This is a genomic window from Spirosoma migulaei, from assembly GCF_054776855.1.
Map to the genome: position 1 here is coordinate 1 of NZ_BAAHBG010000005.1, position 24,923 is coordinate 24,923.

Below are 24,923 nucleotides of genomic sequence, written 5' to 3' on the forward strand. Positions count from 1 at the left end.
GATCTTCCAGCCTTTTTTCACGACCAAGCCCACGGGTGAGGGCACAGGTTTAGGTTTATCGTTGGCGTATGATATTGTAACAAAGGGGCATGGGGGAACGTTGGAGGTGGAAAGTAAGGAAGGAGAAGGGACAACATTTACCATAACATTACCGGCTTAAGGGTTGACTAGTTAGTTGGTGCCGGTTTCAGCTAGTTACTATGCCTATTCGCCCATTGTTGTTTAGTCTATTGCTTTGGTTGGCCGCAACGGCAACCAGCGTACAGGCACAGGATTCGTTACGGATCGCACTACGTACCCAATTGGCCGGCCATCTACAGGCCGATACGATCCGGGTAAACCGGCTGAATGCATTAGCCTATCTACTCCGGGGTGACCAGCCGCAACAAACCCTTTTGTTTGCTCAGGAAGCATTGATAGTAGCCCGAAAACTCAATTACCAGCGGGGAGAAGCCACGGCGCTCTATAATCTGGGAATTGGCCATGCTACGGATAGAGAGTATCAACAAACGCTCCCTTACCTGAATCAGGCTTTGGCACTATTCAGGCAATTGAATGATCGGACAGGTATGGCGCGCGTACTGAGCCAAATTGGCTGGTTTTATACGCAACGGGGCGATTATGTGTTGGCCCTAACGTACAATCTGCAAGCACAGCAGTTAGCCGAAAAAGCAGCTAATCTGGAGCTATTAGCCCGCACAACAGCTCGTTTGGGTAGTTTACACATTATACTGGGCGATTACCAGCAGGGTTTAGCTATTCAATCGGCAGCTATTCAGTTATTTGAGCGTACGAATGATCAGGAGGGCGTTTGCCGGTCGTTGAATGGCTTTGGTGACCTTTACCGACTTCAGGAGGATTATGACCGGGCTGATCGCTATTACAACAAGTCGATCCGGTTGGCCCATGCATTAAACAGGCCTCGTCTGGCAGCTCAGGCCGAGAGCAATCTGGCGGCTGTATATGTGGCACAGGGTAACTATGACGATGCGCTTAATATGGCCCGCCGTGCGCTGTCGGTTTTAACGAAAATACCCGAAACGGATGTGGTTGTGTGGACTCAAACGGTAGTAGCCCGAGCCTATCTCAAGCAGAATAGGCTTGATAGTGCGTTGGTTAACGCGCTTCGTAGCTGGAACTTGAGTCGACAAATCGGTTACAGAGAGGCATCTCGGGATGCTAATGAAATTTTGGCACAGGTGTATGCGGCCCAGAACAAGTTTGTCGATGCCTATGCGGCTCAGCAGAAGTACATTGCTTACGTAGATACGCTGTCTGGGCGAAATACACAGCAGCAATTGGCTATCCTGCAATACAATTACGGGCTTGCCGAAAAGCAAACGCAAATTGCCTTGTTAAAAAAAGACAAAGCCTTACAAACCGCCACGGCACAGCGACAACGGCAACTGCTAATTGGCACCCTCGTTGGCATGGGGCTAGTCCTGGGCTTACTCTTTCTGGTCTACCGCAACAATCGCCAGAAGCAAAAAGCCAATGCCCTCCTGCAGCAGCAAAAGACAGAAATTCAGATCCAGCGCGATCAGACGAATCAAGCACTAGCCGAATTGAAGTCTACACAAAATCAGTTGATTCACAGTGAGAAAATGGCTTCATTGGGCGAGTTGACGGCCGGTATTGCGCATGAGATTCAAAACCCCCTCAATTTCGTCAATAACTTTTCCGAAGTAAGTACTGAGTTGGTGCAGGAGTTACAAGAAGAGCGAAAAAAGGGGGCGGATCGGGATGAAGAGCTTGAGGATGAATTATTAACTGATTTATCGAATAACCTTCAAAAAATCAGTCAGCATGGTAACCGGGCATCGGGTATCGTAAAGGGAATGCTGGAACACTCGCGCAAAAGTACGGGTCGTAAAGAGCGAACGGATCTGAATGCGCTGGCTGATGAATACCTACGGCTGGCTTACCACGGCTTGCGGGCTAAAGACAAGACCTTCAACGCCGTATTGAAGACGGACTTTGATGCATCCCTGGGTCAGATCAGTATGATTCCCCAGGATATTGGCCGGGTATTGCTGAATCTGTTCACCAATGCGTTTTATGCCGTTCAGCAACGTCAGAAGCAGCACCCAGACCTGGCCTACCAACCAACGGTATCGATCAGCACTCGTTGTGACAACAGCCAGGCGGTGATTGTGGTTAGTGACAATGGCACCGGGATTCCTGAGTCGGTACAACAGAAGATCTTCCAGCCTTTTTTCACGACCAAGCCCACGGGTGAGGGCACAGGTTTAGGTTTATCGCTGGCCTATGATATTGTAACAAAGGGCCATAGTGGAACATTAACCGTTGAAAGTGAAGAGGGAAAAGGGACAAAATTCGTAATTTCCCTTCCTGCTTAAGAAACAGATTAGATGATGGAGCTTAGGTAGAAACAATAGTATTTTGCCAATAACTCAATCAACTAACTTATGTACAACCTGTATCTCGCTACATTAATTTTCCTCCTTCACGTCTGTAGTTATGGACAAACAGCCCCACCCAGCCAAACGGCATCACCCGCGTCCGTTGATTTGAACGAACGTGTTCGGATGCTGGAAGAAAATCTACGCTTCTCAGATCAGGGGTTGGCAAAAAGCATTGATGACTTACTATGGTACCAAAAACTGGGCGACATAGCCATTATTGACAAGGTCCGATATGCCAGTAAGCCTCCGCATGTCATCAAAAACCCAACCGGTCAGGGAGCCAATAACCCTGTCGTAATTCCAGCTTACACCTTTGTGTCCCGGAAGTTTGCATCGGCCAAAAAACTACCTCTACTTATTTTCGTGCACGATGGTGTACATGGCGATTTCAGTACGCTCTATGCACATGTTGTTCGGGAGTTGGTTGATCAGGGATACCTCATCCTGGCCCCGGAATATAGAGGGAGCGTTGGCTATGGCGGAACCTTCTATAATCAAATAGATTACGGCGATTACGAAAACGACGACGTACTGGCAGGAAAACGATGGGCCGTTGAGAACATGCCCCAGGTAGATGCCGACCGGGTGGGTATTATCGGATGGAGCCACGGAGGAATGATCTCATTGATGAATATTTTCGACCATCCCGAAGATTACAAAGTGGCGTATGCAGGTGTTCCTGTTACCGACATCATTGCCCGATTGGGATACAAACCCGCCAGCTATCGAACCATATTCTCGGCAGCTACCCACATTGGTAAAGACCCCTCCGATAATGTGGCCGAATACCGTCGGCGGTCGCCAGTCTGGAATGCGCAGAAACTGAAAACGCCCCTGCTTATTCATACCAACACGAATGATGAAGATGTGAATGTACTGGAGGTTGAATCACTAATAAATGCTCTGAAAGCACACGAGAAAAAGTTCGAGTACAAGATTTATCAGGACGCGCCGGGTGGGCATAGCTTCAATCGACTTGATACTAAACTGGCTCGTGATTCGCGCGAAGAGATATACAAGTTTCTGGCCCGCTATCTGACGCCACCTGCTGCTGTAAAATGAGCTAGCCATAAACACGGCATTTTATCCAGTTCGTTTTTCTTGTAAAGCCCGTGTCGCTATTGAACCTATCGGCACGGGCTTTTATGAAGTAGACTGGCGCCCCATTTTCCATTAAATTGCCCATATTTTAAGCTACTATGAAACCCTATTACCTCCTTGGGCTGCTGGTTTGGGCTGCCTGTGTTACACCAGATGCGGTCGCTCAGGATAGCACGAAAAGCTCGGCCTTAAAACCTAAAAAGAGGATTGCTGCCGATACCAACAAGCAACCTTCACTATTTGACCTTGATCGTGAGCTAGAATTTACACTGACTGCCAATCTGCGCGATCTGACAAAAGATAGAGGTGATAAGCCGATTACCCACCTTGCAGTGCTAACCTATACGAATGGGAGTGAGCTAGATACCTTACCCCTGACACTGAAAGTCCGGGGGAATTTTCGGAGAAGTAAAGTCAACTGCACATTTCCGCCCCTATTGATTGATCTCCCCAAAAAGAAAGTTAAGAAGACTTTATTTGCGCATCAGAATAAGATGAAACTGGTCACGCACTGCCAGAATGACGAATGGGTCGTACGTGAATACCTGGTGTATAAACTCTACAATCTGCTCACAGACTTAAGCTTCCGGGCTCAATTGGCTCGGGTTACCTATGCCGATTCGCTGGGGAAGCGCGCGCCTGAAACACATTGGGGCTTTCTGCTCGAAGATGAGAGTGATCTGGCAAAACGAAATAACGTAAAACTCAATACCATGAAGCAAATAGGGATGGGTTATGCTGATTCGCTGGGCATGGCTACCGTTGCCGTTTTTGAATACATGATCGGGAATACTGATTGGTCAGTGCCTTATTTGCACAACATTCGCTTGTTTGCTGATGGCGTAACGAGCTCGCTACCAGTACCCTATGACTTTGATCATGCCGGTATTGTTGAAGCGTCTTATGCAAAACCTGCGGAACAGCTCGGTCTTTCATCGGTTCGGGAGCGGGTCTACCGGGGGCCTACTTACCCGATGCCGCTTCTGCAACAGGTATTCGATAAATTCAATCAGATAAAACCTCAAGTCTACGCGCTCTATCAGAACGATAGCCGATTGGATAAAACCTATGTAAAGCGTACAGTAAGATACCTGGATGATTTTTATGCGCTCCTCAGCAAACCGGCATCGGCACGAGCCATATTCCGCCAGAATGTCCAGTCGGGCGTGGTCATTAAAGGGCTAAACTGAATTAGCTATAATACGTAGCGAGCAGGGCTATCACAACGGTGATGACGACCACCGAGAAGCCAATCATAAAAAACTGGTAGGCAAATTTGAGTAGCCGGTATTTTCGGGCCAGAACCTGCCCCTGAGCATATATATTATTGATCAGACTAGTATAAAGGTCATCATCGTTGCTGAGCAGTTTGCGCAGTTTTTTGCGATACTCGTCTAACGAAAGCTGGGAATAGTAGCCGAAGAACAGCAAATCAATTGGGCGATCCTCCGGTATACTGTTCCGCTTTTTTATGGGCGAAATCGTTGGATTGGTTGCAATCAATGAAACAATAATGGTAACCAGACAGACCGCCAGCAATAGTAAACTAGGGATAAGCAGGTTATCTGGGGCATCGTATTTTCGGGCGTAAGCTGAAATGATGATGGAAACAATAATGGTATTGATAGAAATCATCAGATTAGCCTTTCGATCGGCCATCTCACTGAGTTTCATATGGTTCGACAGTGTGGTTCGAAATAGTGTTTCAACCCCTTTACTGGCTTTCTTATTTTTTTCTTTTTTTGACTTTTTAAGCGTTGGGATTTCAGGTATTTGTGTGGGGGAGGGCGGGTTTGCTCCTACGTCAATTTGGTTTTCCTGCGGTGTTGGAGCCATGGATGAGGTGTTATTCAGTAGTAAGTTTACAAATCTATGATGCCTGAGGCAAATTTTCTATCTTTGAGTCATACCCTTCCGAGCAATGATGAAAATTTTAGTTGTTGACGATGAAACAGACGTAAAAGACTTGTTTCTTCAGCGGTTCCGTCGCGAAATTCGTAATGCAGAATTTAAATTAGACTTTGCCAATTCAGGCGAAGAGGCTCTTTCCTACCTGGCCGATCATCAATCGGAGGTTATCTTGATCCTGTCTGATATCAATATGCCCGGTATGAGTGGCTTTGAATTATTACGCCATATTCGGGAGGGTTTTAAGACACCTCCACCACCCGTTGTTATGATGATTACAGCCTACGGTGACCCGGAGTCACAGGAACAGGCTGTTAAATTGGGAGCCAACGATTTTCTGACGAAACCGCTCGACTTTACGGTTCTCAAACAAAAACTACACGATTTAGCATGAATGCCAAAATATTGGTGGTTGACGACGAGACGGATCTTGAATTACTGATCAAGCAAAAGTTTCGAAGACAGATTCGGGAAAAAAAATACGAATTCATCTTTGCCCATGATGGTGTAGAAGCACTGGAAATGCTGGCTCAGCAACCCGATACAGACATGGTGCTGACCGATATTAATATGCCAGGTATGGATGGCCTGACACTATTGATCAAGTTGCACGAAAGCAATCCAATGCTCAAAGCGGTGATCGTATCCGCCTACGGCGATATGGATAATATTCGTACAGCTATGAATCGGGGCGCGTTTGACTTCGTTACCAAACCTGTCAATTTCGAGGATCTGGAGTTGACAATGGCTAAAACGATGGAGTACATCATGCAGCTCCGGCAAACATTGCAGGCCATTAAGGAAAACAATATCCTGCGCATGTACGTGGATGAGTCGGTGCTGACGTTTATGAACAAGCCCGAATTTGAGACGTCGCTCTCGGCCAGTGAAACCGTAGTTGCCACCGTCCTATTCATTGATATTTGCGGGTTTACATCGATTTCAGAGCGAGAAGAACCTGATACGGTTGTCCGGTTGGTAAATCGGTATTTCGATGTGATGGTTAAGGAGATTCTTGGGCAGGGTGGCTACGTCGATAAATTTATGGGCGATGCGGTAATGGCTGTTTTCCGGGGAGACTACCATTTTGATCGGGCCATTGAGGCTGCGCTGGCGGTGCGGACGCAGATTGCTACGCTTGAAGATAGTCTGGTTACCAATCCCACTTATCATCCGCAAGTTTCCATCGGGATTAATACGGGCGAGATGGTATCGGGCAATATTGGTTCAACAGCCCTACGAAGATTAGATTACACCGTTATTGGTGATGCGGTTAATACCGCTCAGCGATTACAATCGGTAGCACAACCCGGTCAAATTGTCATTGCCGAGTCGGCACAGCAGCAAGTTGCCGAATCCTTCACCTGCGAACGCATTGGTGAAGTAACGCTAAAGAATAAATCCGCCCCTGTCGTAATTTATAACGTAGTGGGATAATGTGGATTAATGTAAAATAAACAATGGTTAATGTTAATGACGCATGTTAGCTGCATTATACATTAACCATTGTTCATTTTACATTAATCCTCTGCCAGGGTTCGGGAAATATTCATGCGGTAGACGCCTATGGCGGGGAGGGCAGCGGCTATTAAGCCAATTAGAATGGCTACGCCCAACAAGATCCATTCTTCAGGAAGGATGCCAAATGCGGCCAGGTTGTAATGATAATCTTCTGAAACGCTGCTTGAAAAGAGCCACAGGCCAACGCGGCTCAGCAAAATGCCTAAGCCAAAACCAATTAATGCCAATACTAGCCCTTCGAGTAAGAGCATGCCGAATAATTGAGCTCGCGTAGCACCCATAGATAGCATCAGGGCCATTTCGTAGCGTCGTTCTTTCAATGAATTGTACAGAGATACGAATACGCTAACGCCCGAAATAAGCATAATCACAATAGCTAATCCACGTAAGGTTTCAACGCCAACGCCCAGTAACGTAAACAGCCGGTTGATTTCAATATTGGGTAAGGCTGCCTGAAGTTTTGAGTTGCTGTTAATGCCCCTGGCAACCATCATACCCATTGGATTTCGGAACTTTATAAGCATACTCGTAATCTCGTGAGGGGCTTCCTCGTGCCCTTCTTCCTCATGGGCTTCACCTTCTTCATGACCGTGGTCATGAATAGCCCAGATACTTGAAAGAGGAGTCAGAATAAGTTGGTCTGTAACTGTATTAGTTGGGTTCAGAATACCCACGACCTTATATTTTGAGCCGGCATGAACTTCACCCTCTTTATCCAGGCCATGTGAACCTGAAAAGGTATCGCCAATTTTTAAGCCGGTAACAGCAGCAACGCGGGGGCCAATGACTACCTCTAAATTCTGCTCGAATAACTTCCCTTGCCCAACCGTTGCTTCAAAATGATCGAGGTATTTCTTGTTCGTACCCAAAATCCGGAACGACTGATAATTATCGCCCATAGACAGCGGGATGGCCGTTTTAATCATCGGATTGTGGGTGAGCCGTTCGGCTTCATCGAGCGGGATATTACCGACCGGTGAATCAATTTGATAAATACTCGACAGAATTAGTTGAAGTGGGCTCCCTTTGGCACCCAGAACCATATCGATTCCTTTGATATTTTTCCGAAACTGGTCGTCCAATTGCTTGTTCAGCAATAACAACAGCGAAATAATCGTGATGCCAAAGGTCATCAGCAACCCGCTCAGAAAACTGCTTAGAGGCTTATCTTTTAGATTACTCCAACTAATTCGAAAAAGATTCATAGTATTTTAAGAGTTAACCGCAAAGGACGCAAGGGATAGCGCAAAGAACGCAAAGTAAAGTTTTCTCCGCGCTCTTTGCGCTATCGCTTGCGTCCTTTGCGGTTAAATAAACACATTACAAATCCAGTTTAAAATGATGACTGGCAATATTAAATCGTTTATTCAGGTATAAGCGGTGGGCGTCATAACGACCCGGATTCTGTCCTGAATCGAGCGATACACACTGGCAACCCGATTGCCGTGCCTGATCGATCACGAAATCAAGTAAGGCGTTGGCGTATCCTTTACCACGTCCTTCGGGTAGGGTCGACAAATCGTCGATATACAGCGTTTTGCCGCTGTATAGGAAATTCAAATACCGATAGCCAATTACCGCAGGAACCGTTTCCGATGGATTCCCCGTATCCACAAAGGCAAGTACGAAGCCGTCGCTGGCTTGTTGAGCGCGAATTCGGTCAAAAGCCTGGTCAGGTGTCAGGTGGGAACGTAAGGCCAGCATAGCAGGCACACAGCGCCGAATATCGGCATCGGATTGAGCAATCGTTACGGTCATAGTTGTTGGCGGATTTGTTGTAGTAATTCATCACCCCCACGTTCCAGAATGCTTTCGGCTAATGAATGGCCTAATAATGGGGCTTCTTCGGGTGTGCCGGAAAAGGTTTCGCGGAGCAGTTGGCTACCGTCCAGACTAACCAAACCACCCGTTAGGCTGATCATCTGGTCACTGGTCCACTGAGCCAGCGCGAACGATGGAATACTACATCCGCCTTCCAGTCTGGCCAGAAATGCACGCTCAGCCCGTAAACAGGCCGCAGTCGGCTCATGATTAATGATTCGGGTGAGGGCTTCAGAAACCTGACTATCCAGCGAAGTGGCTACCTCAATAGCTACGCTCCCCTGGCCAACAGCGGGCGTAAATTCGGTGATGGGCAGGTGTTCTACAATCAGGTCATCATACCCCATCCGATGAACGCCCGCATAGGCAAGCAGCAATGCATCGCATTGACCTTCGTCGAGTTTGCGAATACGCGTTTGCAGATTACCGCGCATATCAACCGTAGTCAGGTGTGGGCAATAGTGTTTGAGCATGGCTACCCGTCGTGTAGACGATGTGCCAATGCGAAATACCGGGCCTCCGCGCAGAGATACCTCTTTGTTTCGGCTAACCAACACATCGTTAGCCAGTTCACGCTCGGTAAAGGCAATGATTCCCAAATCGGGAGGGAGGCTTGAGGGAAGGTCTTTGGCACTATGAACAGCAATATCGATGCTGCCATCGCGCAGTTGGTCTTCAAGTTCCTGTGTAAATACGCCCTTGCTCCCAATCTTAGCTAGCGACCGGTCGAGTACCAAATCGCCTTTGGTTTCAATGAGTACCAACTCGGAGGTTAAGCCCGCTTGCTGAAGTAACGTTTGTATGTAGTCTGCCTGCCAGATGGCTAATCGGCTGCTTCGCGTTCCAACTTTAATATGCATGATCTGACAAAGATACGGTAGGAAAGTCAGGTTTTAGTAACGCAGATACACTGTGGTAAAGTGTAGAAAGAGAGCCACACAGAGCCCATAAATCGCAACACTATTGTTTTTCCGTACATAGATAATAAAAGTGGCAGAATAGACGGCTCCAGTGTCAAAACGGCATAATTCAACGAAAAAGAGTGCTTTTGGGCTGCCATCCTGGCCGATATAAGTAGGATTAATCCATTAGGCACGAGGTTTGTCTAATACTTAAAAGAATTGAATAAAGCAGTAAACAACATCCACTATGAAAGCGATAGAAAACGTGTTTAAGGGAACCGGCGGACAGATCGACTTGCTGAATACCCTATATGGTGGGTCGAGTCAGACCACCATGAACGTTGAGCGGGAAGATGAACGCTTAATTATAACCCTATCTGCTCCGGGCGTAAAGGCCAACTCATTCAATGTGTTGGTTGAGGGCAGTAAACTCGTTCTCTATACATTGCTGGTCAGTACATCTGAGCGTCAGGAAGAGGGCACGAGCCAACGGTTGGCTGTACCGATGTTTTTACGGGTTCTGGACATTCCGTCTTTTATTGACGCCGATCATATTGAGGCCGTTCACGAACACGGTAGGGTTCTGGTCATGCTGCCCTTCAAAGATGAAGAGCATCTGCATCGTAGGATCGACATCAAAAACTTATTTTAATCATTACCGCTGCACTCCTTCCGGGACTTGAGGGTCCTGTAGCCTATAGATGAGTTCAAAGCCGCTTTTACGGAAGCGGCTTTTTGATTTTTTAGCCGGTAGGGCTTAATCCATCAGACTGCCCGCTTATAGTAAAGCCCAATCATGTTGATGATTGGGCTTTACTATGAATCAAAATCACTACTTATCATTTCTGTAGGCAAAATCCATTAGCTATGGCACTGTTGCGCACACAAACGCTGCACCTTCTCCCGGCTCCGCTTAAGTCTCATTTTAACCGCACTAAGCTTGAGATCATACAACTGAGCAATTTCTTCGATGCTCATATTGTCTTCGTACTTTAAACGGAGCAGCTTACGCTCATCAACAGAAAGGGTTTCCATCGCCTGTCTGACAATCTGGAGCGTTTCTTCGTGCAATTGGGCTTCCATTGGGTCAGCTCCGTGCCAATCCAGACCTCCTTCCAGGGTGGTGGTTGGCAATCGTTTGGCAAGCTTGATCTGGTCGGCGCAGTAGTTATATGCGATTGAATAAAGCCAGGTCGAAAAGCTTGACCGTTGTTGAAAAGCATCCAGTTTATGGAATACTTTCAAAAAAATATCGTGGGTAAAATCTTCGGCCTGTAACGAATCATTGGTCATTGACAGGCATCGCCGGTAAACTTTCTTGACATACCGGTTATAAAGGGCTTCGAAGCAGTGATCGGGCTGAGTAGGTAAGTACTGCCGAATCATCTCTTCGTCGGTTAACGCAACCTGCATGAGAAATTGTTAATTATGGGTTAGTTTTAGTTTACAAATTAAATGTATCTATATGGTTAATAGACATTAATATTTTCTTTTGGTTAATATTGGTGCTATGAATTTATTAAGCGGTGTTTATATATAAGTATTTTTAATTTTGGTATTCAATACAATTAGTTAATTGACTCTATCCTATTGTAATGTGCACTATTTTAGATAGTTATGTATTCGTTCCACTGCTGGAATAAGTTGGGGCTCGAGTAATGCATATACTTTAATGCGCTAATAGACGAACAAATTTAGCCTACAGACATGTTGGGATGATTAAATTAGCCAGTAACACGGTGATGTTAGTAGCTAATTATTTGTATGAACTGATTTACTATATGTTACCTTCTGTGGGGAAATAAACCTGGAATGTAGTGCCTTTGCTAGGTTCACTATGAGCCGTAATTGCCCCGCCATGATTGGCGGCTACCTTTTCGCAAATGGCTAAGCCAATACCTGTGCCTGCAAATTCACTTTTGCTATGCAACCGCTGGAAAACCTGAAATATGCGATCGACATACTTCTGATCAAAGCCAATTCCATTGTCTGAAACGTTGATTTGGTAGTAGGTATCAGCCTGGTGTGTTGGCTTGATTGAATCGGGAATTTCTGAAGCAGCTATCGTTTGAGAGCTGACTTGAATTTGAGGGATAACATCGGCCCGGCGAAACTTCAGTGCATTACTCAGTAAATTCTGAAATAACTGTTCCAACTGCGATTTATCGCCTTGTATAGTAGGCAATGGGTCAACTTTTACCACAGCACCTGTTTCCTGGATGCGTAGTTCCAGATCCGTTAAGACCATATTGACTACCCCCGTCAATGAAACAAGGGCTGTTGTATTCTGTTGGGTAGAAATGCGCGAAAAACTCAGTAGGTCTTTAATTAGGGTTGACATTCGGCCGGCCGCAACCTGCATACGCTCCAGATGGTTGACTCCTTCACCTAACTGGGCGGCAAACTGGCTTTTTAGCAGATCGCCAAAGGATTGGATCTTTCGTAGAGGCTCCTGTAGGTCATGACTGGCAATGTAGGCGAACTGCTGAAGATTGCTATTGGACCGATTTAACGCCTGATTACTAACCTGAAGTGCTGTATTTGCTCTGGCGAGCTGCTCGTTGTTTACTTTTAATAACTGCTGAGTTTCCTTTTGTAGCGTCAAATCAGTAAGAATCATACTCAGGCAAACGCCACCATCTAGTTCTAGGGCAGTGGCGGAGAGCTGGCAGGGTACTACTTTTTGAGTACTGCTAAGCGTAAATTCAATCTTCCGATTACCTTTCCAGACACCTTTAAACAAAGCGTCAAATTCCTCCCTGGAATCAGGAGCGATAAATTGATCAAATGATAAGCCAATAACTTTCGATAAAGGCAAATCTACCATTAAAGCAAAGGTTGAATTACTGTATAAAATAAGGCCATCTCTATTGAGGGTTACGGCCCCTTCATTCATTGTTTCAATAAAAATACGGTAGGTCTGATCCGCAGTTTTTAGGGTATAAAGTTCATGGCCATCTTCGCCTTCCACAACCAATGCATCGATCTGGCCGGTTCGAATCGCCTGTATCGTTTCATTTGCTTCTTCGAGTTGCCAGCGTAGACTTTCATTCTCTGCTACCAGTTGCTCATATGTTTTAGACGCACTCATTCTTATTTCCTGGAAATTCCTAATCCGTTGAGTACCTTTTCTGTATCGGACAGATCACCAACTAACCTTCGTTCAGGCAGGGGCAAACGTTTTATTAATAGAGGCAGAGCAATTAGTTGTTCCTGTTCTGCCCGCTCCTTTTGCTGATACACATCAATTATTTCCAGCGAGTACTTACCCGGGAGATATGACTCACAGATGTGCTTAATGTTCGTAATGGCCCGGGTTGAATGCAAGGACGCTCCAGTTACAAATAAATGCAATACATAGAGACAATCTTCCGAATCTGGATCGGTATCCCCGGTTCTTGATGGCTCAATCATCTACTTAATTGCCGGACGAATGTTCAATCCTACTAAGACTTTTTCCTCATTCGATAGGTCACCAATAATCTTTCGAATGGGCTCGGGTACTTTTTTCACTAAGGTTGGCACGGCAAAAATCTGGTCGCCTTCGGCCAATTGGGGTTTCACCAATAAATCAATCACCTCAATAATGTATTTACCCTTTAAGTGCTCCTCGCAGTACTTCTTTAAATTGCTCAGAGCCGTTTGAGATTTAGGGGTATTTCCGGCAATGTAGAGTCGCAACTCCCAGATTTCTTCTTTTGTTTTCATGTATAGTGAGTTGGTGGAACGCTAGATTTACTCCTTATGGCGGCTACGAGTCATTTGCTCCCGATTCTTATCTAGTACCTCTTTACGTAGTTCATCCTCGATATAGGTCTTATTTAACTCGTCCTGTACCGATTCGAATTCTTCTTTCAGGCTGGTTATTTTCGATTCAAGAACTAACCGCTTACGCTCAATTTCACGGTCTTTCCGGCTAAGGGCATGTTCACGCAGAACAATACCTGTTTCTTCCTGTAGTTGCTGGGCTTCCCGGGCCGAACCGGTTAATACGCCTTCTGGCCCTAAATAAACATCTACCATTTCCATTCCTTTATCAGTAATGATAAATTCCCGAACCTGATTGGAATGCTTCATGCCCCTGGACTTCATGATATACATCCCTCGGTTACGTTCACCGTTAGACTCAATATCCCGAACCAATAACCAGGCATCCACCAGCGATGATACGCCTTCGTCAGTTTGCTCGTTAACAACATTGTTTAAGGAGAGCGCCGTGAATAGAACTGTAATTTGCTCGGCTTGTAGAAAATCAATCAGCCGCATCAACATCGACTTCACATCGCTAACTGAACCAACCGTAATCAGATTAGTAATTGGGTCCAGAATGACCGTGGATGGCTTAAATTCCTGAATCTGGCTGTGAATAGATACCAGATGCATCTCCAGTCCATTAAGGGTGGGCCTGGAAGCCTGGAATTTCAATAACCCTTTATCAATATGATGCTGCAGGTCGAGACCAATAGAGCGCATATTTCGAATGATCTGCTGCGGAGATTCTTCGAAGGCAAAATAGATACATCGTTCATTGCGCCGACAGGAGGCATCGGCAAACGAGGCCGCAATACTGGTTTTACCCGTACCTGCCGTGCCGGAGACCAGAATGCTGCTTCCGCGAAAAAAGCCTTTGCCATCCAGCATTTTATCCAGGGTATAGATACCCGACGAAATTCGCTCGGACGAAACAGGATGATCCAGCGTTAAGGACGTAACAGGTAATACAGAAATCCCCTTTTCATTAATCAAAAAGGGATATTCATTCGTACCATGCGTTGATCCTCGATACTTGACAATACGCAGAAGTCGGGTAGAAATTTGGTTGGTAACCCGATGGTCAAGTAAAATAACGCAGTCAGACACATACTCCTCAAGCCCATGACGGGTTAGGGTTCCATCTCCTTTTTCGCCCGTAATAATAGTGGTTACCTTCTTTTCTTTCAGCCATTCGAACAAGCGTCTTAGTTCGGCGCGTAGAATGCCCTGATTCGTTAGGCCAGCAAACAGATTTTCAATTGTATCCAGCACAACTCGTTTGGCACCTATACTATCAATAGCATAGCCTAGGCGGATAAAAAGCCCGTCCAGGTCATATTCGCCCGTTTCTTCGATTTCGCTTCGTTCAATATGGACGTGATCAAGTTTGACCAGCTTATCTTTTTGAAGCTGGTCAAGATCAAATCCCAACGATGCCACATTCTGGGCTAGTTCTTCCGTTTTTTCCTCAAAAGCCATAAAGACACCCGGCTCATCATGATCCATTGCTCCTCGAACAATAAATTCAATAGAGAACAGGGTTTTACCACTGCCAGCACTGCCGCAAATGAGGGTTGGACGGCCTGCGGGTAGACCTCCATGCGTTATTTCATCCAGCCCTACAATACCAGTTGGCGTTTTAGGCAGGGGCTTTAAGGGGCTATTGTGTTTGTTTGATCTCGTTAAACTCATCTAAGTATAGAGGGGTCTGATTCTAAAATCATCGGCTTTATCTACAAATGATATTCATAAACGTCTTTGCCTCATTATTTTAGTTAGACTTGACGTGGGATTCCTAAGTATATACTCGAAAAGTTAAGAATAGTTTGGTCTGAGGGTTGGTAAAGTAACGGATTGTATGTACGAAGGCCTCAAGACTATTCGAAACAAGTTCACTAGTTTGCTAAACTGGTTGTATGGCTTTTTGTTGAGCACCTAAGCACGTTAGGTTGTGAGGAAATTGGCCAACTGAACGATAAGAAAGTATGAGCAAGTAGTTGAATAAGCATTTTTTACCTTTGAAAAATCATGTAGCTGCCTATCAGGGTGCCTGCCGTTTATATGAAACAGTTACTTCCTTTTTCCATACTGCTTATCTGCTTAAGCACCTGGACATCTGCGCAGTCGAATGTTCAAAATCTGTTGACTGAAAATCGCACCAATCCCATTGGGCTGGATGTAGCCGTGCCTCGATTTAGCTGGCAGCTTCATTCCACCAAACAGAATGTCCGCCAAACAGCTTATGAAGTTCGGGTAAGTGCCGATGCAGCCTCCGTAACCAAAGGGGCGATCTGGCAATCCGGCCGAGTGGCATCGGATCAGTCGGTACACATTGCTTATGCAGGCCAAGCTTTAAAACCCAGACAGCGCTATTTCTGGCAGGTTCGTATTTGGGATAACACAGCGGAGAACCCCTCTGCCTGGAGTCCTGTGGCCTATTGGCAAACGGGTATGTTGGCTGCCACCAACTGGAAAGCGAAGTGGATAGAGCCGGGTTTCGTTGAAGATACCGTGAACCGGCCCAGCCCATTATTACGTAAAGTGTTTGCCGCTTCTAAAAAAGTGCGTTCGGCTACCTTGTCTATCACGGCGCATGGCCTTTATGAAGCCCAGATAAACGGTAAACGCGTCGGCGATGCCTACCTGACACCCGGCTGGACAAGTTATAACAACCATCTTCAATACCAGACTTACGACGTAACCAGCTTACTGATCCCAGGTCAGAATGCGATTGGGGTTTCGCTGGCCAGTGGCTGGTATCGCGGACGGTTGGTTTGGGAGCACCAAAAGAATATATACGGCAAAAATTTGGCACTATTAGGGGAATTGGCTATTACGTATACCGACGGAAGTTCGGAAACGGTTAGTACCGATGAGCGTTGGAAATCATCGACCGGCCCTGTTCGTTTTGCCGAAATCTACGATGGTGAACTCTATGATTCCCGGCTCGAGAAAACAGGCTGGGCCACCCCCGGTTATTCTGACTCCGATTGGTCGGGAGTAACAACGAAACCGTTTGGGTACACAAACCTGGTTGCGAATTACAATGAGCCCATTCGGCAGCATGAGACCCGCCAGCCAATTAAAGTGCTAACTACCCCAAAGGGCGAAACCGTGCTGGATTTCGGGCAGAATCTGGTTGGTTGGGTAAAGTTCAAGGTAACCGGAAAGGCTGGTGATAAAATCGTGCTTTCACATGTCGAGATGCTCGATAAATTCGGTAATCCCTACTTCGAAAACCTGCGTACAGCGAAGGCACAGGCCACTTATTTGCTTAAAGGAGGAACCGAAACGCTCGAACCCCATTTTACCTTTTTCGGCTTTCGCTACGTACAGATTAATGGGCTAACGGGGCCGATCAATCCGGCCGATTTTACCGCGATAACGTTGTACTCTGATATGCCGAAAACGGGTGAGTTCACCACATCGAACGCCCTGGTCAATCAGCTACAGAGCAATATTCAATGGGGCCAGCGAGGTAATTTTCTGGATGTGCCGACTGACTGTCCGCAACGCGATGAACGGCTTGGGTGGACCGGGGATGCCGAAGTGTTTTCCAGAACGGCGGCTTTCAACTTTGGCGTTAATAGTTTCTTCGCGAAGTGGCTCAAAGATGTTGCTGCCGATCAGTTCCCGAACGGAGCTGTTCCGTTTATCATTCCAGATGTGCTTAATAAACGTCCTCTTAAAGAAGACCCCGCAGGGGCAGCCGGTTGGTCGGATGCGAGTATCATCATTCCCTGGAATATGTACCTGGCCTACGGCGATAAACGAATTGTGGAGCAACAGTATGCCAGCATGAAAGCCTATGAAAGCCACATGGAAAGCGTAGCCAGGAACGCGCTCTGGAGCGAAGGTTTTCAATTTGGCGACTGGCTATCCTACGTAACAACCGAAGGCAGCCCGGCCTCCGAAGCCAAGTCGGCCTTTACCGACAATCATTTAGTGGCGCAGTGCTTCTATGCGTACAGTACCGATCTAATGCGAAAAGCGGCAACGCTATTGGGAAAAACCGAAGACGCTGCCCATTACACGGAGCTTCTGGGTCGGATCAAAGCAGCCTTTCAGAATGCATACATGACCCCAAGCGGACGGTTGATTTCGGATACACAAACGGCCTACGTGCTGGCATTACAGTTCGATATGATGCCCGAAAGTTTGCGGCCACAGGCCGTTGATCGGCTGGTCGGGAATATAAAAAAATACAAGAATCACCTTACGACGGGCTTCCTGGGAACGCCTTTTCTATGCCATGTGCTAACCCGTTTCGGGCGTACCGATGTCGCCTATGACCTGCTCTTGCAGGAAACATATCCGTCGTGGTTATATCCAGTCAAAATGGGCGCGACGACAATATGGGAACGTTGGGACTCTATGAAGCCCGACAGTACATTCCAAAGTCCATCCATGACTTCCTTTAACCACTATGCATATGGTGCTGTCGGCGACTGGATGTACCGGACCATTACGGGCATTGACACCGATGAAACCGGGCCGGGTTATAAACATAGCATCATCAAACCCCAACCGGGTGGCAAACTGACCTCCGCTAATGCGAGTCTGCAAACGTATTATGGCACCGTTCGCTCAAGTTGGAAAAAAGAATCGGGTCATCTAACGCTAACCGTGGAAGTACCCGCCAATACAATAGCTACCATTTATGTACCTGCCCAAAGTGCCGAAACTGTTCTGGAAAGTGGAAAATCGCTAGCAGCGGCAGGCTTGACAGCGTCTGGTAGTGAACCGGGTTACGTAGTACTAAAAATTGGATCGGGCGTGTATACGTTCACCAGCGCCGGTTTGTAGCGTTTCGTGTTTATATATTTGTGTTGTCAGGTTCTTGAACCTGACAAATGAGGTTTCTCAAAACCTATCAGTGCGAACAGTAGGTTTTGAGAAACCTAAAAATGTCGGTTATAAGGAACCGACATCACGAGTAATAGTAACCGACATCGCGAGTGCCATTGTCCATAAAAAGAAGTAGTTTGGGGTTCGAACATCTGGAACCAGGTTCAGTTTCACTACTATGGCTTCCTCTAAAACACCATTATACACGGCACTAGCTGCTAATTTGGGTATTGCCGCCACTAAGTTCGTAGCAGCTAGTATAACAGGCAGTTCGGCCATGCTTTCGGAGGGTATTCACTCGCTGGTTGATACCTTAAACGAAGTGCTGTTATTGTTGGGGATTAGCCGAAGTCAGCGACCACCCGATCAGAAACGCCCCTTTGGCTACGGCCGGGAACAGTATTTTTGGTCGTACGTAGTAGCACTCCTGATTTTTGCGGTGGGTGGGGGTGTTTCGTTCTATGAAGGCGTAACCCATATGCAGCATCCAGAACTGATTGAAGACCCCTTCTGGAATTACATTGTGTTGGGCATTGCGTTTGTTTTAGATGGCTATTCCCTGATTACTGCCTGGCGAGCCTTTACGATCCAGCGCGGAAGTCAGCCGTTCTGGGCGGCCATAAAAGACAGTAAAGACTCAGCTACCTTCACTGTTTTATTTGAAGATGCCTCCGACGTATTAGGGCTGATCATTGCTTTTCTGGGTGTATTTCTGGGACATATCTTTAAAAACCCATACCTGGATGGCCTGGCGTCAATCTTTATTGGTCTATTGCTGGTGGCAGTGGCTGTAGTATTGGCCCGCGAAAGTAAGAGCCTGTTGCTGGGCGAAGGCGTCGACGCAGCTACGTCGAATCAACTGGTAGCCCTAACCGAAGCCGATCCGGCAGTTCTGAAAGCAATCCAGATAGCCACTATCTACCTGGGTCCGGAAGAGATTACGCTTGCACAAGGCGTGGTCTTTCAGCCTGATTTAACAACGGATGCAATCAATAAAGCCATTGTGCGCATCCACAACTCGATTCGGCAGGACTTCCCGGCGATCAAACACGCGTATACCCAGCCAATGGCCATGCCCGAAAACCAGGCGGGCCTTCCTAAGACGGGTGTAGATCGATAGTGAGTTGCTAAACTAGAATTTAGTAGATTTAAGCTAGGAGCCTCAATATTGTTTGATAACCTTTATCAGCCGATTGCTAATCAACGCATACCCTTTATCGGAGGGGTGTAAGCCATCATAGGTCTTATCAATGGCTCCGGTAGGGTAGGGGTACTCATCCGTTTCGGGGTTAAACGGTATGTCAATGAATTTAGGATAGGCATAATTGGTGTATGTACCACTTTGGGGATCTTTCAGCCGCTTGTACTTCACTAACTTCTTCGCTTGCAGGCCACTCATATGGTAGAGATCAACAACAGGCAAATGCTCGAAGCGGCCTATTGAGTCAATGGCATTGGCAAACGCTTCGAGGTATTGGCCATTTTTGGCTTTGTATGATCCATATGCATTGTTTTTGAAATTTGCCAGATAGACAAAATCCACCCGCTGCATCGGGGTGATTAAAATGATCGGGGCCTGAGGGTTTAGGCTACGAAGCTTGTTGACAATAATGCGGAACGAACCGTACACCGTACCGTTACCCGTGTTGCGTTGATAATCCTCCAGACGACCTAACGGACGGCCTGCCCACCAGTCATTGGTACCCAGAAAGACGGAGTAGATATCGGCTTTGGTTAGTCCTAATTTGTCAATTGAATTTGCAATGCCGCCTGAAGTCCACCCATTATGCCCCTGGTTGGTATAATGGATATAAGGCAGTCGCTCAACGACTCGGGTCATGTATCCTTTGGTAATTCGGTTGCCGGTTTCGTCCAGATGCTCATTTAAATAGGTGATCGAGTCCCCAATGGCCGTCCAGGTAAGGTCTTTGTGGGTAACTGAGCTGGTTAAACCAATGAGGACTATGAGTAGGACTAAATTCTTCATCGTGTGTAATTCATTAATACCCCTCGAAAAGGGGCGCTAACGAACCATTTACTGATGATTTCTGGCGTTTCTGCGCAAATACGCTCAGTTGCTGGCCATGGCATGACCGAGCTGCCTACGCTGTGTCAGTATATCGGGTGGGTTACTTAACGACTTTTTGAGCACGTACTGTGCTACTACGGGGAAGTGGTCGGAGAAGGAAATGCCCGAAAGGGTTTGGCAGGTTTTAATATGCCAGTCACTACTCACAAACTGCTGATCGATTCGTACACAATAGGGGTGCCGGTTAAGGGTAAAGCCAAGGCCCTGTCCCGCTTCCTCAAACGCATTTCGGAAGTTTTGACTAAGTTTTCCGTACGAATAACCAATGGGTGTTTCATTAAAATCTCCGCAAATAATGACCGGATAGCGGCTGCCCACTACGTACGATTCTACCTCCTTTAGTTGTTCATTCCGATGTTCAAATCCTTCTTTCAGCTTGTGAAAAGTATCCGATAGGGCTGCACAAAATGTACCTAATTTACCTGCCTTCAAGGCGCTTACGGCTTCATTCGTTCGCACGCCCATCGACCATAAATGTACGTTTACCACCCGAATTGTATCAGCTCCGTACGCGATGTCGGCACAGAGGAAACCATTAATATCTGGCCCCAAGGTTCGGTTCCAGATACGACCGTACTGATTCACAATCGGGTATTTGGAAAATAAGGCCAACCCTATTTCCCGGCCCTTATCGAAACAGGTCAGCTTTTCAAATTTGGTTGTGTATTGGTCTTCGATCTGTGCATTGGGCGAATATTCCTGAAAACAGGCAATGTCGGCTTGTAGAGGGGAGGCATCGAAGCCATTATCTGCGCTAAGGGGAAACGTTTCACTATTGAAACTCAGCACTTTCAGGCTCTCCATCTGACGGATATCCATATCGCCGGGACTTACGCCCAATAGTCGTTTTACAACCACAAACGAAAATAAAACCCAGATCAGCCCGGCAGACGCAATCCCCTTCTGTTGCTTATAGAACAGGTAAATACAGGCTGCTAAACCGCAGGGAATGGCCAGTGGTAAAGTCATCATCACAAAACCTGTCAGCCAATGGCCATCTACCGGGTAGTAGCTAAACGCCATCGTGAAAAACAGATAGCTGAGGGTTGTGTAAGCAATTGGGAACTGGCGGTATTTATCAAGCAGCCATCGGCCTCCGTCGCGCAGCATTTCTCCTAAACGCTGCAAGGCCGGCGATAGAGAGCCTGAAAATTTGTATAGAGTTTCCATAACTTGAGTAGTGAGGTAAATAATACGAGCCGGAAAGGCTTGTGGGTTACTTTACATCGAAACGGCTATCACCGATTCGGAAGCCTTCTGCGTATAACTCGACGGTATAAGTACCTGGTTTATAAGAAATATCCCGGCGAAAAAAGAGATCAACCCGCTGGTCGTTATTCTCAAAGGGTACTGTTTGCCGGGCACTATAGCCAAGCTCATGCCCATTGAACAACATGACGCCACCAATCCCGTTTTCGCTGACAACGGCTCCGTTGCTATCCAGTATGCGTAGGTAGATATCTTTATTAGTTGTTTCCGCTATAGGATTCGACGGCATGATGAACGTTATTTTCAGCCGATCAATACGCGAGGCCTTGTAGGTGCCTCCCCGGCGTTCTTTTCCATTGTCCGCCAGCGCAGTTACCTCCACATTGATCGCCTTCATGGCCGAAGCCAGCGTCACTTGATTCTGCAGGTTGGCATTCTGGACGGAGTAGTCAATCACCGTTTTGGCTAATGCTGCCTTTTCGTTCTTTAACCCTTCGTTTTCGCTGAGGATGCTCTCCTTTTCCTCCTCAAGAGCACGGGTTCGGCTTAATAATGACCCATTTTCGACTTTTAGCTTATGGATATCGCTCTCGTGGAGTTTCAGGAAATTAGTGTAATCCCGGATTTTCAAACTGTACTTCTGAATCGAGAAAGTAAGGTCGTATTTTAACTTCTTCTTGTCATTCTCAAGCTGCCGCTTAATGCGCTCCAGCTCGGTAAGGTTGCCCCCAAGCCGACGGACTTCGCTAATCTTCGCATCCAGTACCGTTGAAATTGAATCGAGCTTAACCTGCGTAGAGGCAAATTGCTCTACTTTAGACGTTAGTAGCTTTTGGACTTCTAAGGTTTCGTTGCGGGAGCCAATAAACAGGTAGGCTAGCAAGGCCAGTATACCGGCTAAAGCTCCGATTGTCATGTTCAGGGCTCCCTGCTGATTACTTGTGGCTTCTGATTCCATGCTCCTGGTTGAGTTGGTCATCTGCAAAGCAACGAAACCGAACTTAATCAGGACTTAATCTAACCTTAAATTTACCTTAAAATAGGGGCACCTTTCAGGGGTTCCGTGTGAATGATATACAGGCATTGATTGGGGTTTTGACACACGTTCTCGCTTGGCTTCGCCGAGTGAGGACTATTCCTTCAAGGGCCTCTGGCCCGTTTTTGATTTTCTATCCTCCGGCCAGAGGCCGTTAAAAAAATAGCCATCACTCGGCGAAGCCAAGCGAGAACGTGAGACCTCTATAAGATTAGCATTAAAATAGGTCAATTACTAGACAGCGTCAGGATAAACGTAGTACCCTGGGGTGTAGAGCGTACCGCAATGTCGCCTTTGTGGAGCTGGATAATCTGCGACACAATGGCTAACCCAACGCCATGTCCTTTGCTCGACAGTGCAGTGGCATTGCTCCGAAAGAAAGGCTGAAAAATAAATGGTAAATCGGCTGTTGGAATCTGAGCACCCTCATTGAAAACGGTTATTGTTATGTTACCCCCTGTGGATCGAAAATCGGCGGTAGCTGTTTTGGTCGGGGAAAACTTACAGGCGTTATCCATAAGATTCATCAGCAATACCTTAAGTGAGGGCCTGTTGCCGTGGGTGATCAGAGCCTCTTCGTCGTCCGGAAAATCAGTAAACGTAAGCTGGATTACGTAATCATCGTGCCACTGCTGCAACTGCGTTTTTGTTTCCCAGAGTAGTTCATCCATCCGAACTGGCTCAAATAGCATGGTATTGCTCTGAATGGATGTATTCGCCAGTTCCAGCAGTGTATTGGTAAGTTGGGTCAGGTTGCGGGTATCCTCCTGAAGTGATTGCAGCGTTCGTTCATATACCTCCGGATTGCGTTTCTGAATGAGCGCCACATCAATCTGCGAATTGATCTTAGTGAGCGGATTTTTTAACTCGTGCGATACATTGGCAATAAACATTTTCTGGGTGTTCAACGCCTGCTCAATTCGGTCGAGTAACTGATTGAAGGTAGCCACCAAAAGCCCAATTTCATCAGATCGATTCGGATGCTCTACCCGCTTCTCCACGTTCGCGGGGAAAAAGGTCTTGACCTGTCTGATAATGCCCGACATGGGAGCCAGAGCCCGGTCGGCAAAAAGCCAGCCCGAAATGCCAAGCAAAAGAATAGCGGCCAGAATCATGATCATCAATATCTTCTTCAGGTCATCCAGTGCTTCTCGGCCAGTCTGATCAATGCCGCTCACAATCACCCAATTACTGTCTTTTCCATTGGTTAGGTGAATGGCTACGATCTGATACTCATTTTTGTGTAGATACAGCGTCTGCGAAGTCGAATCGAGTTGCGGGATGAATTGCTCGTGGAAACTGGTATTGGCCGGGTTGGTGGAAAACAGGACTTCTTTGGTCTTTTCATTGTAAACCGAAATATTCTCATTGAGCAACGGCTCTTTCCCCGATGCATCGATGAGCCGCAAAACGGTGCTATCGGTTTGCTTTAAATCAAACAGGAGGGTTGTGGTGGTAATAGCGCGATCCTGAAGGCGCTTGAAAAACCGTTTTTCCAGATAAAGCTGACTGAAAAAATAAACACCAAGCGAGAAAAACAGGAGAATAAGCGTTACCAGAAAGACAAATTGGTAAGTAAGTCGAGTGCGGATGTTTATCATTACGACAATAACTTTACAACATACCCCATACCAATCTGTGTATGGAGCAATTTAGGATCGAAGTCTTTGTCTATCTTTTTGCGCAGGAAATTGATATACACTTCAATGATATTCGTGCCGGTATCGAACGTCAGGTCCCAGAGTTTCTCCGCCAATTCAACCTTAGAAATTACCCGTCCCTGATGCCGCAGGAAGTATTCCAGCAGTTGAAATTCTTTGGCTGTCAGCGAAATTTCTTTGCCCGCCCGCATCACCTTTTTGGCATCCGGATCGAGTTCTAAATCCGCAATTTTTAGCAGGTTGGCGGTTGGAATCAACCCGTTACTCCGGCGGGTCAGTGCCCTGACTCGCGCCATAAGCTCCCGAAACTCAAAGGGTTTGATCAGGTAATCATCCGCGCCTGCATCGAGCCCTACAATTTTATCGTCTGTAGTACCTAGGGCTGTTAACATCAAAATAGGGGTAGATACATTGGCTTCCCGTAGCTTCCGGCAAAGCTCAAGGCCATTCATGCCGGGTAGGATAATGTCGGATATAATAAGGGCGTACGCTGACCGGACGGCCAACTGAAACCCCATCGTTCCGTCATAGGCTACATCGACCTCCCATTGGTGCTCCTCGAGCCCTTGCTTAATGCTCTGAACCGTTTTGACTTCATCCTCAATAATCAGAATTTTCATGGCACGGCTATTTCTGCATTCGAATTTA

General features: G+C 46.7%; 23 protein-coding genes. 9 read left to right on the forward strand and 14 right to left on the reverse strand.

Features of this window, described 5'->3' with window-relative positions; genetic code table 11:
- The first annotated feature begins 1 nt into the window (after position 1).
- The 4 genes from ACYVGO_RS05495 to ACYVGO_RS05510 all read left to right on the forward strand — a co-directional run bounded on the left by ACYVGO_RS05495 (position 2) and on the right by ACYVGO_RS05510 (position 4,717).
- Positions 2-160 carry a sensor histidine kinase gene (locus ACYVGO_RS05495; protein ID WP_460968846.1) on the forward strand — a complete coding sequence of 53 codons (159 nt, stop codon included), beginning with the start codon at positions 2-4 and terminating at the stop codon, positions 158-160.
- A gap of 40 nt (positions 161-200) precedes the next feature.
- Complete coding sequence (locus ACYVGO_RS05500; protein WP_460968174.1) at positions 201-2,360, forward strand: tetratricopeptide repeat protein; 2,160 nt, start codon at positions 201-203, stop codon at positions 2,358-2,360.
- Positions 2,361-2,429: 69 nt separating this feature from the next.
- Positions 2,430-3,488 carry an alpha/beta hydrolase family protein gene (locus ACYVGO_RS05505; RefSeq protein ID WP_460968176.1) on the forward strand — a complete coding sequence of 353 codons (1,059 nt, stop codon included), beginning with the start codon at positions 2,430-2,432 and terminating at the stop codon, positions 3,486-3,488.
- Between the two features lie 137 nt (positions 3,489-3,625).
- Positions 3,626-4,717, forward strand: coding sequence for a hypothetical protein (locus tag ACYVGO_RS05510; RefSeq protein ID WP_460968178.1), 1,092 nt, complete (start codon positions 3,626-3,628; stop codon positions 4,715-4,717).
- A gap of 1 nt (position 4,718) precedes the next feature.
- Here ACYVGO_RS05510 and ACYVGO_RS05515 read toward each other — a convergent pair whose 3' ends face one another.
- Positions 4,719-5,363, reverse strand: coding sequence for a Pycsar system effector family protein (locus tag ACYVGO_RS05515; protein WP_142776213.1), 645 nt, complete (start codon positions 5,361-5,363; stop codon positions 4,719-4,721).
- Positions 5,364-5,448: 85 nt separating this feature from the next.
- Between ACYVGO_RS05515 and ACYVGO_RS05520 the strand changes: the two genes are divergently transcribed.
- Positions 5,449-5,829 (forward strand): response regulator, encoded by a 381-nt coding sequence (locus ACYVGO_RS05520; RefSeq protein WP_142776212.1) that lies wholly within the window; start codon positions 5,449-5,451, stop codon positions 5,827-5,829.
- The gene (locus ACYVGO_RS05525; protein ID WP_142776211.1) at positions 5,826-6,872 is read left to right on the forward strand and encodes an adenylate/guanylate cyclase domain-containing protein; all 1,047 of its coding nucleotides are present in this window, start codon (positions 5,826-5,828) and stop codon (positions 6,870-6,872) included. Before ACYVGO_RS05520 ends, ACYVGO_RS05525 begins: the two co-directional genes overlap by 4 nt.
- A gap of 83 nt (positions 6,873-6,955) precedes the next feature.
- Here ACYVGO_RS05525 and ACYVGO_RS05530 read toward each other — a convergent pair whose 3' ends face one another.
- The 3 genes from ACYVGO_RS05530 to hemC all read right to left on the reverse strand — a co-directional run bounded on the left by ACYVGO_RS05530 (position 6,956) and on the right by hemC (position 9,637).
- Positions 6,956-8,161 (reverse strand): ABC transporter permease, encoded by a 1,206-nt coding sequence (locus ACYVGO_RS05530; RefSeq protein WP_460968181.1) that lies wholly within the window; start codon positions 8,159-8,161, stop codon positions 6,956-6,958.
- Positions 8,162-8,276: 115 nt separating this feature from the next.
- Positions 8,277-8,714, reverse strand: a complete 438-nt coding sequence (locus ACYVGO_RS05535) for a GNAT family N-acetyltransferase (RefSeq protein WP_142776209.1) — start codon at positions 8,712-8,714, stop codon at positions 8,277-8,279.
- Positions 8,711-9,637, reverse strand: a complete 927-nt coding sequence (gene hemC, locus ACYVGO_RS05540) for a hydroxymethylbilane synthase (protein ID WP_142776208.1) — start codon at positions 9,635-9,637, stop codon at positions 8,711-8,713. The genes ACYVGO_RS05535 and hemC overlap by 4 nt, the downstream gene beginning before the upstream one ends.
- A 289-nt stretch (positions 9,638-9,926) precedes the next feature.
- Here hemC and ACYVGO_RS05545 point away from each other — a divergent pair, with 289 nt between their 5' ends.
- The gene (locus tag ACYVGO_RS05545; RefSeq protein WP_142776207.1) at positions 9,927-10,331 is read left to right on the forward strand and encodes an Hsp20/alpha crystallin family protein; all 405 of its coding nucleotides are present in this window, start codon (positions 9,927-9,929) and stop codon (positions 10,329-10,331) included.
- Between the two features lie 209 nt (positions 10,332-10,540).
- On the opposite strand, the gene ACYVGO_RS05550 is transcribed toward ACYVGO_RS05545, so the two are convergent.
- From ACYVGO_RS05550 to kaiC, 5 genes are all read right to left on the reverse strand, one after another.
- Positions 10,541-11,092: an RNA polymerase sigma factor gene (locus ACYVGO_RS05550; protein ID WP_142776206.1), complete on the reverse strand. Its 552-nt coding sequence runs from the start codon at positions 11,090-11,092 to the stop codon at positions 10,541-10,543.
- A 364-nt stretch (positions 11,093-11,456) separates the two neighbouring features.
- A complete protein-coding gene (locus ACYVGO_RS05555; RefSeq protein WP_460968184.1) occupies positions 11,457-12,770 on the reverse strand; it encodes a sensor histidine kinase in 1,314 nt (437 codons plus the stop codon).
- 2 nt (positions 12,771-12,772) lie between these two features.
- The gene (locus ACYVGO_RS05560; RefSeq protein WP_142776204.1) at positions 12,773-13,093 is read right to left on the reverse strand and encodes a circadian clock KaiB family protein; all 321 of its coding nucleotides are present in this window, start codon (positions 13,091-13,093) and stop codon (positions 12,773-12,775) included.
- Positions 13,094-13,387, reverse strand: a complete 294-nt coding sequence (locus ACYVGO_RS05565) for a circadian clock KaiB family protein (RefSeq protein ID WP_142776203.1) — start codon at positions 13,385-13,387, stop codon at positions 13,094-13,096. It lies immediately after the preceding gene.
- 27 nt (positions 13,388-13,414) lie between these two features.
- Positions 13,415-15,124, reverse strand: a complete 1,710-nt coding sequence (kaiC, locus tag ACYVGO_RS05570; RefSeq protein WP_142776202.1) for a circadian clock protein KaiC — start codon at positions 15,122-15,124, stop codon at positions 13,415-13,417.
- Positions 15,125-15,493: 369 nt separating this feature from the next.
- Here kaiC and ACYVGO_RS05575 point away from each other — a divergent pair, with 369 nt between their 5' ends.
- Together ACYVGO_RS05575 and ACYVGO_RS05580 are read left to right on the forward strand one after the other, a co-directional pair.
- Entirely contained in the window at positions 15,494-18,238 is a 2,745-nt protein-coding gene (locus tag ACYVGO_RS05575) for a family 78 glycoside hydrolase catalytic domain (RefSeq protein WP_460968187.1), read from the forward strand.
- A 220-nt stretch (positions 18,239-18,458) separates the two neighbouring features.
- Positions 18,459-19,400 (forward strand): cation diffusion facilitator family transporter, encoded by a 942-nt coding sequence (locus ACYVGO_RS05580; protein ID WP_142776200.1) that lies wholly within the window; start codon positions 18,459-18,461, stop codon positions 19,398-19,400.
- Between the two features lie 42 nt (positions 19,401-19,442).
- On the opposite strand, the gene ACYVGO_RS05585 is transcribed toward ACYVGO_RS05580, so the two are convergent.
- From ACYVGO_RS05585 to ACYVGO_RS05605, 5 genes are all read right to left on the reverse strand, one after another.
- Entirely contained in the window at positions 19,443-20,267 is an 825-nt protein-coding gene (locus ACYVGO_RS05585) for an SGNH/GDSL hydrolase family protein (protein ID WP_142776199.1), read from the reverse strand.
- Positions 20,268-20,351: 84 nt separating this feature from the next.
- Positions 20,352-21,539, reverse strand: a complete 1,188-nt coding sequence (locus ACYVGO_RS05590) for an endonuclease/exonuclease/phosphatase family protein (RefSeq protein ID WP_460968190.1) — start codon at positions 21,537-21,539, stop codon at positions 20,352-20,354.
- 46 nt (positions 21,540-21,585) lie between these two features.
- Complete coding sequence (locus ACYVGO_RS05595; RefSeq protein ID WP_460968192.1) at positions 21,586-22,536, reverse strand: hypothetical protein; 951 nt, start codon at positions 22,534-22,536, stop codon at positions 21,586-21,588.
- Positions 22,537-22,841: 305 nt separating this feature from the next.
- On the reverse strand, positions 22,842-24,215 hold the full coding sequence (locus tag ACYVGO_RS05600) for a sensor histidine kinase (RefSeq protein WP_460968193.1): 1,374 nt from the start codon (positions 24,213-24,215) through the stop codon (positions 22,842-22,844).
- Complete coding sequence (locus tag ACYVGO_RS05605; RefSeq protein WP_460968195.1) at positions 24,215-24,895, reverse strand: response regulator; 681 nt, start codon at positions 24,893-24,895, stop codon at positions 24,215-24,217. The genes ACYVGO_RS05600 and ACYVGO_RS05605 overlap by 1 nt, the downstream gene beginning before the upstream one ends.
- Between the last annotated feature and the right edge of the window lie 28 nt (positions 24,896-24,923).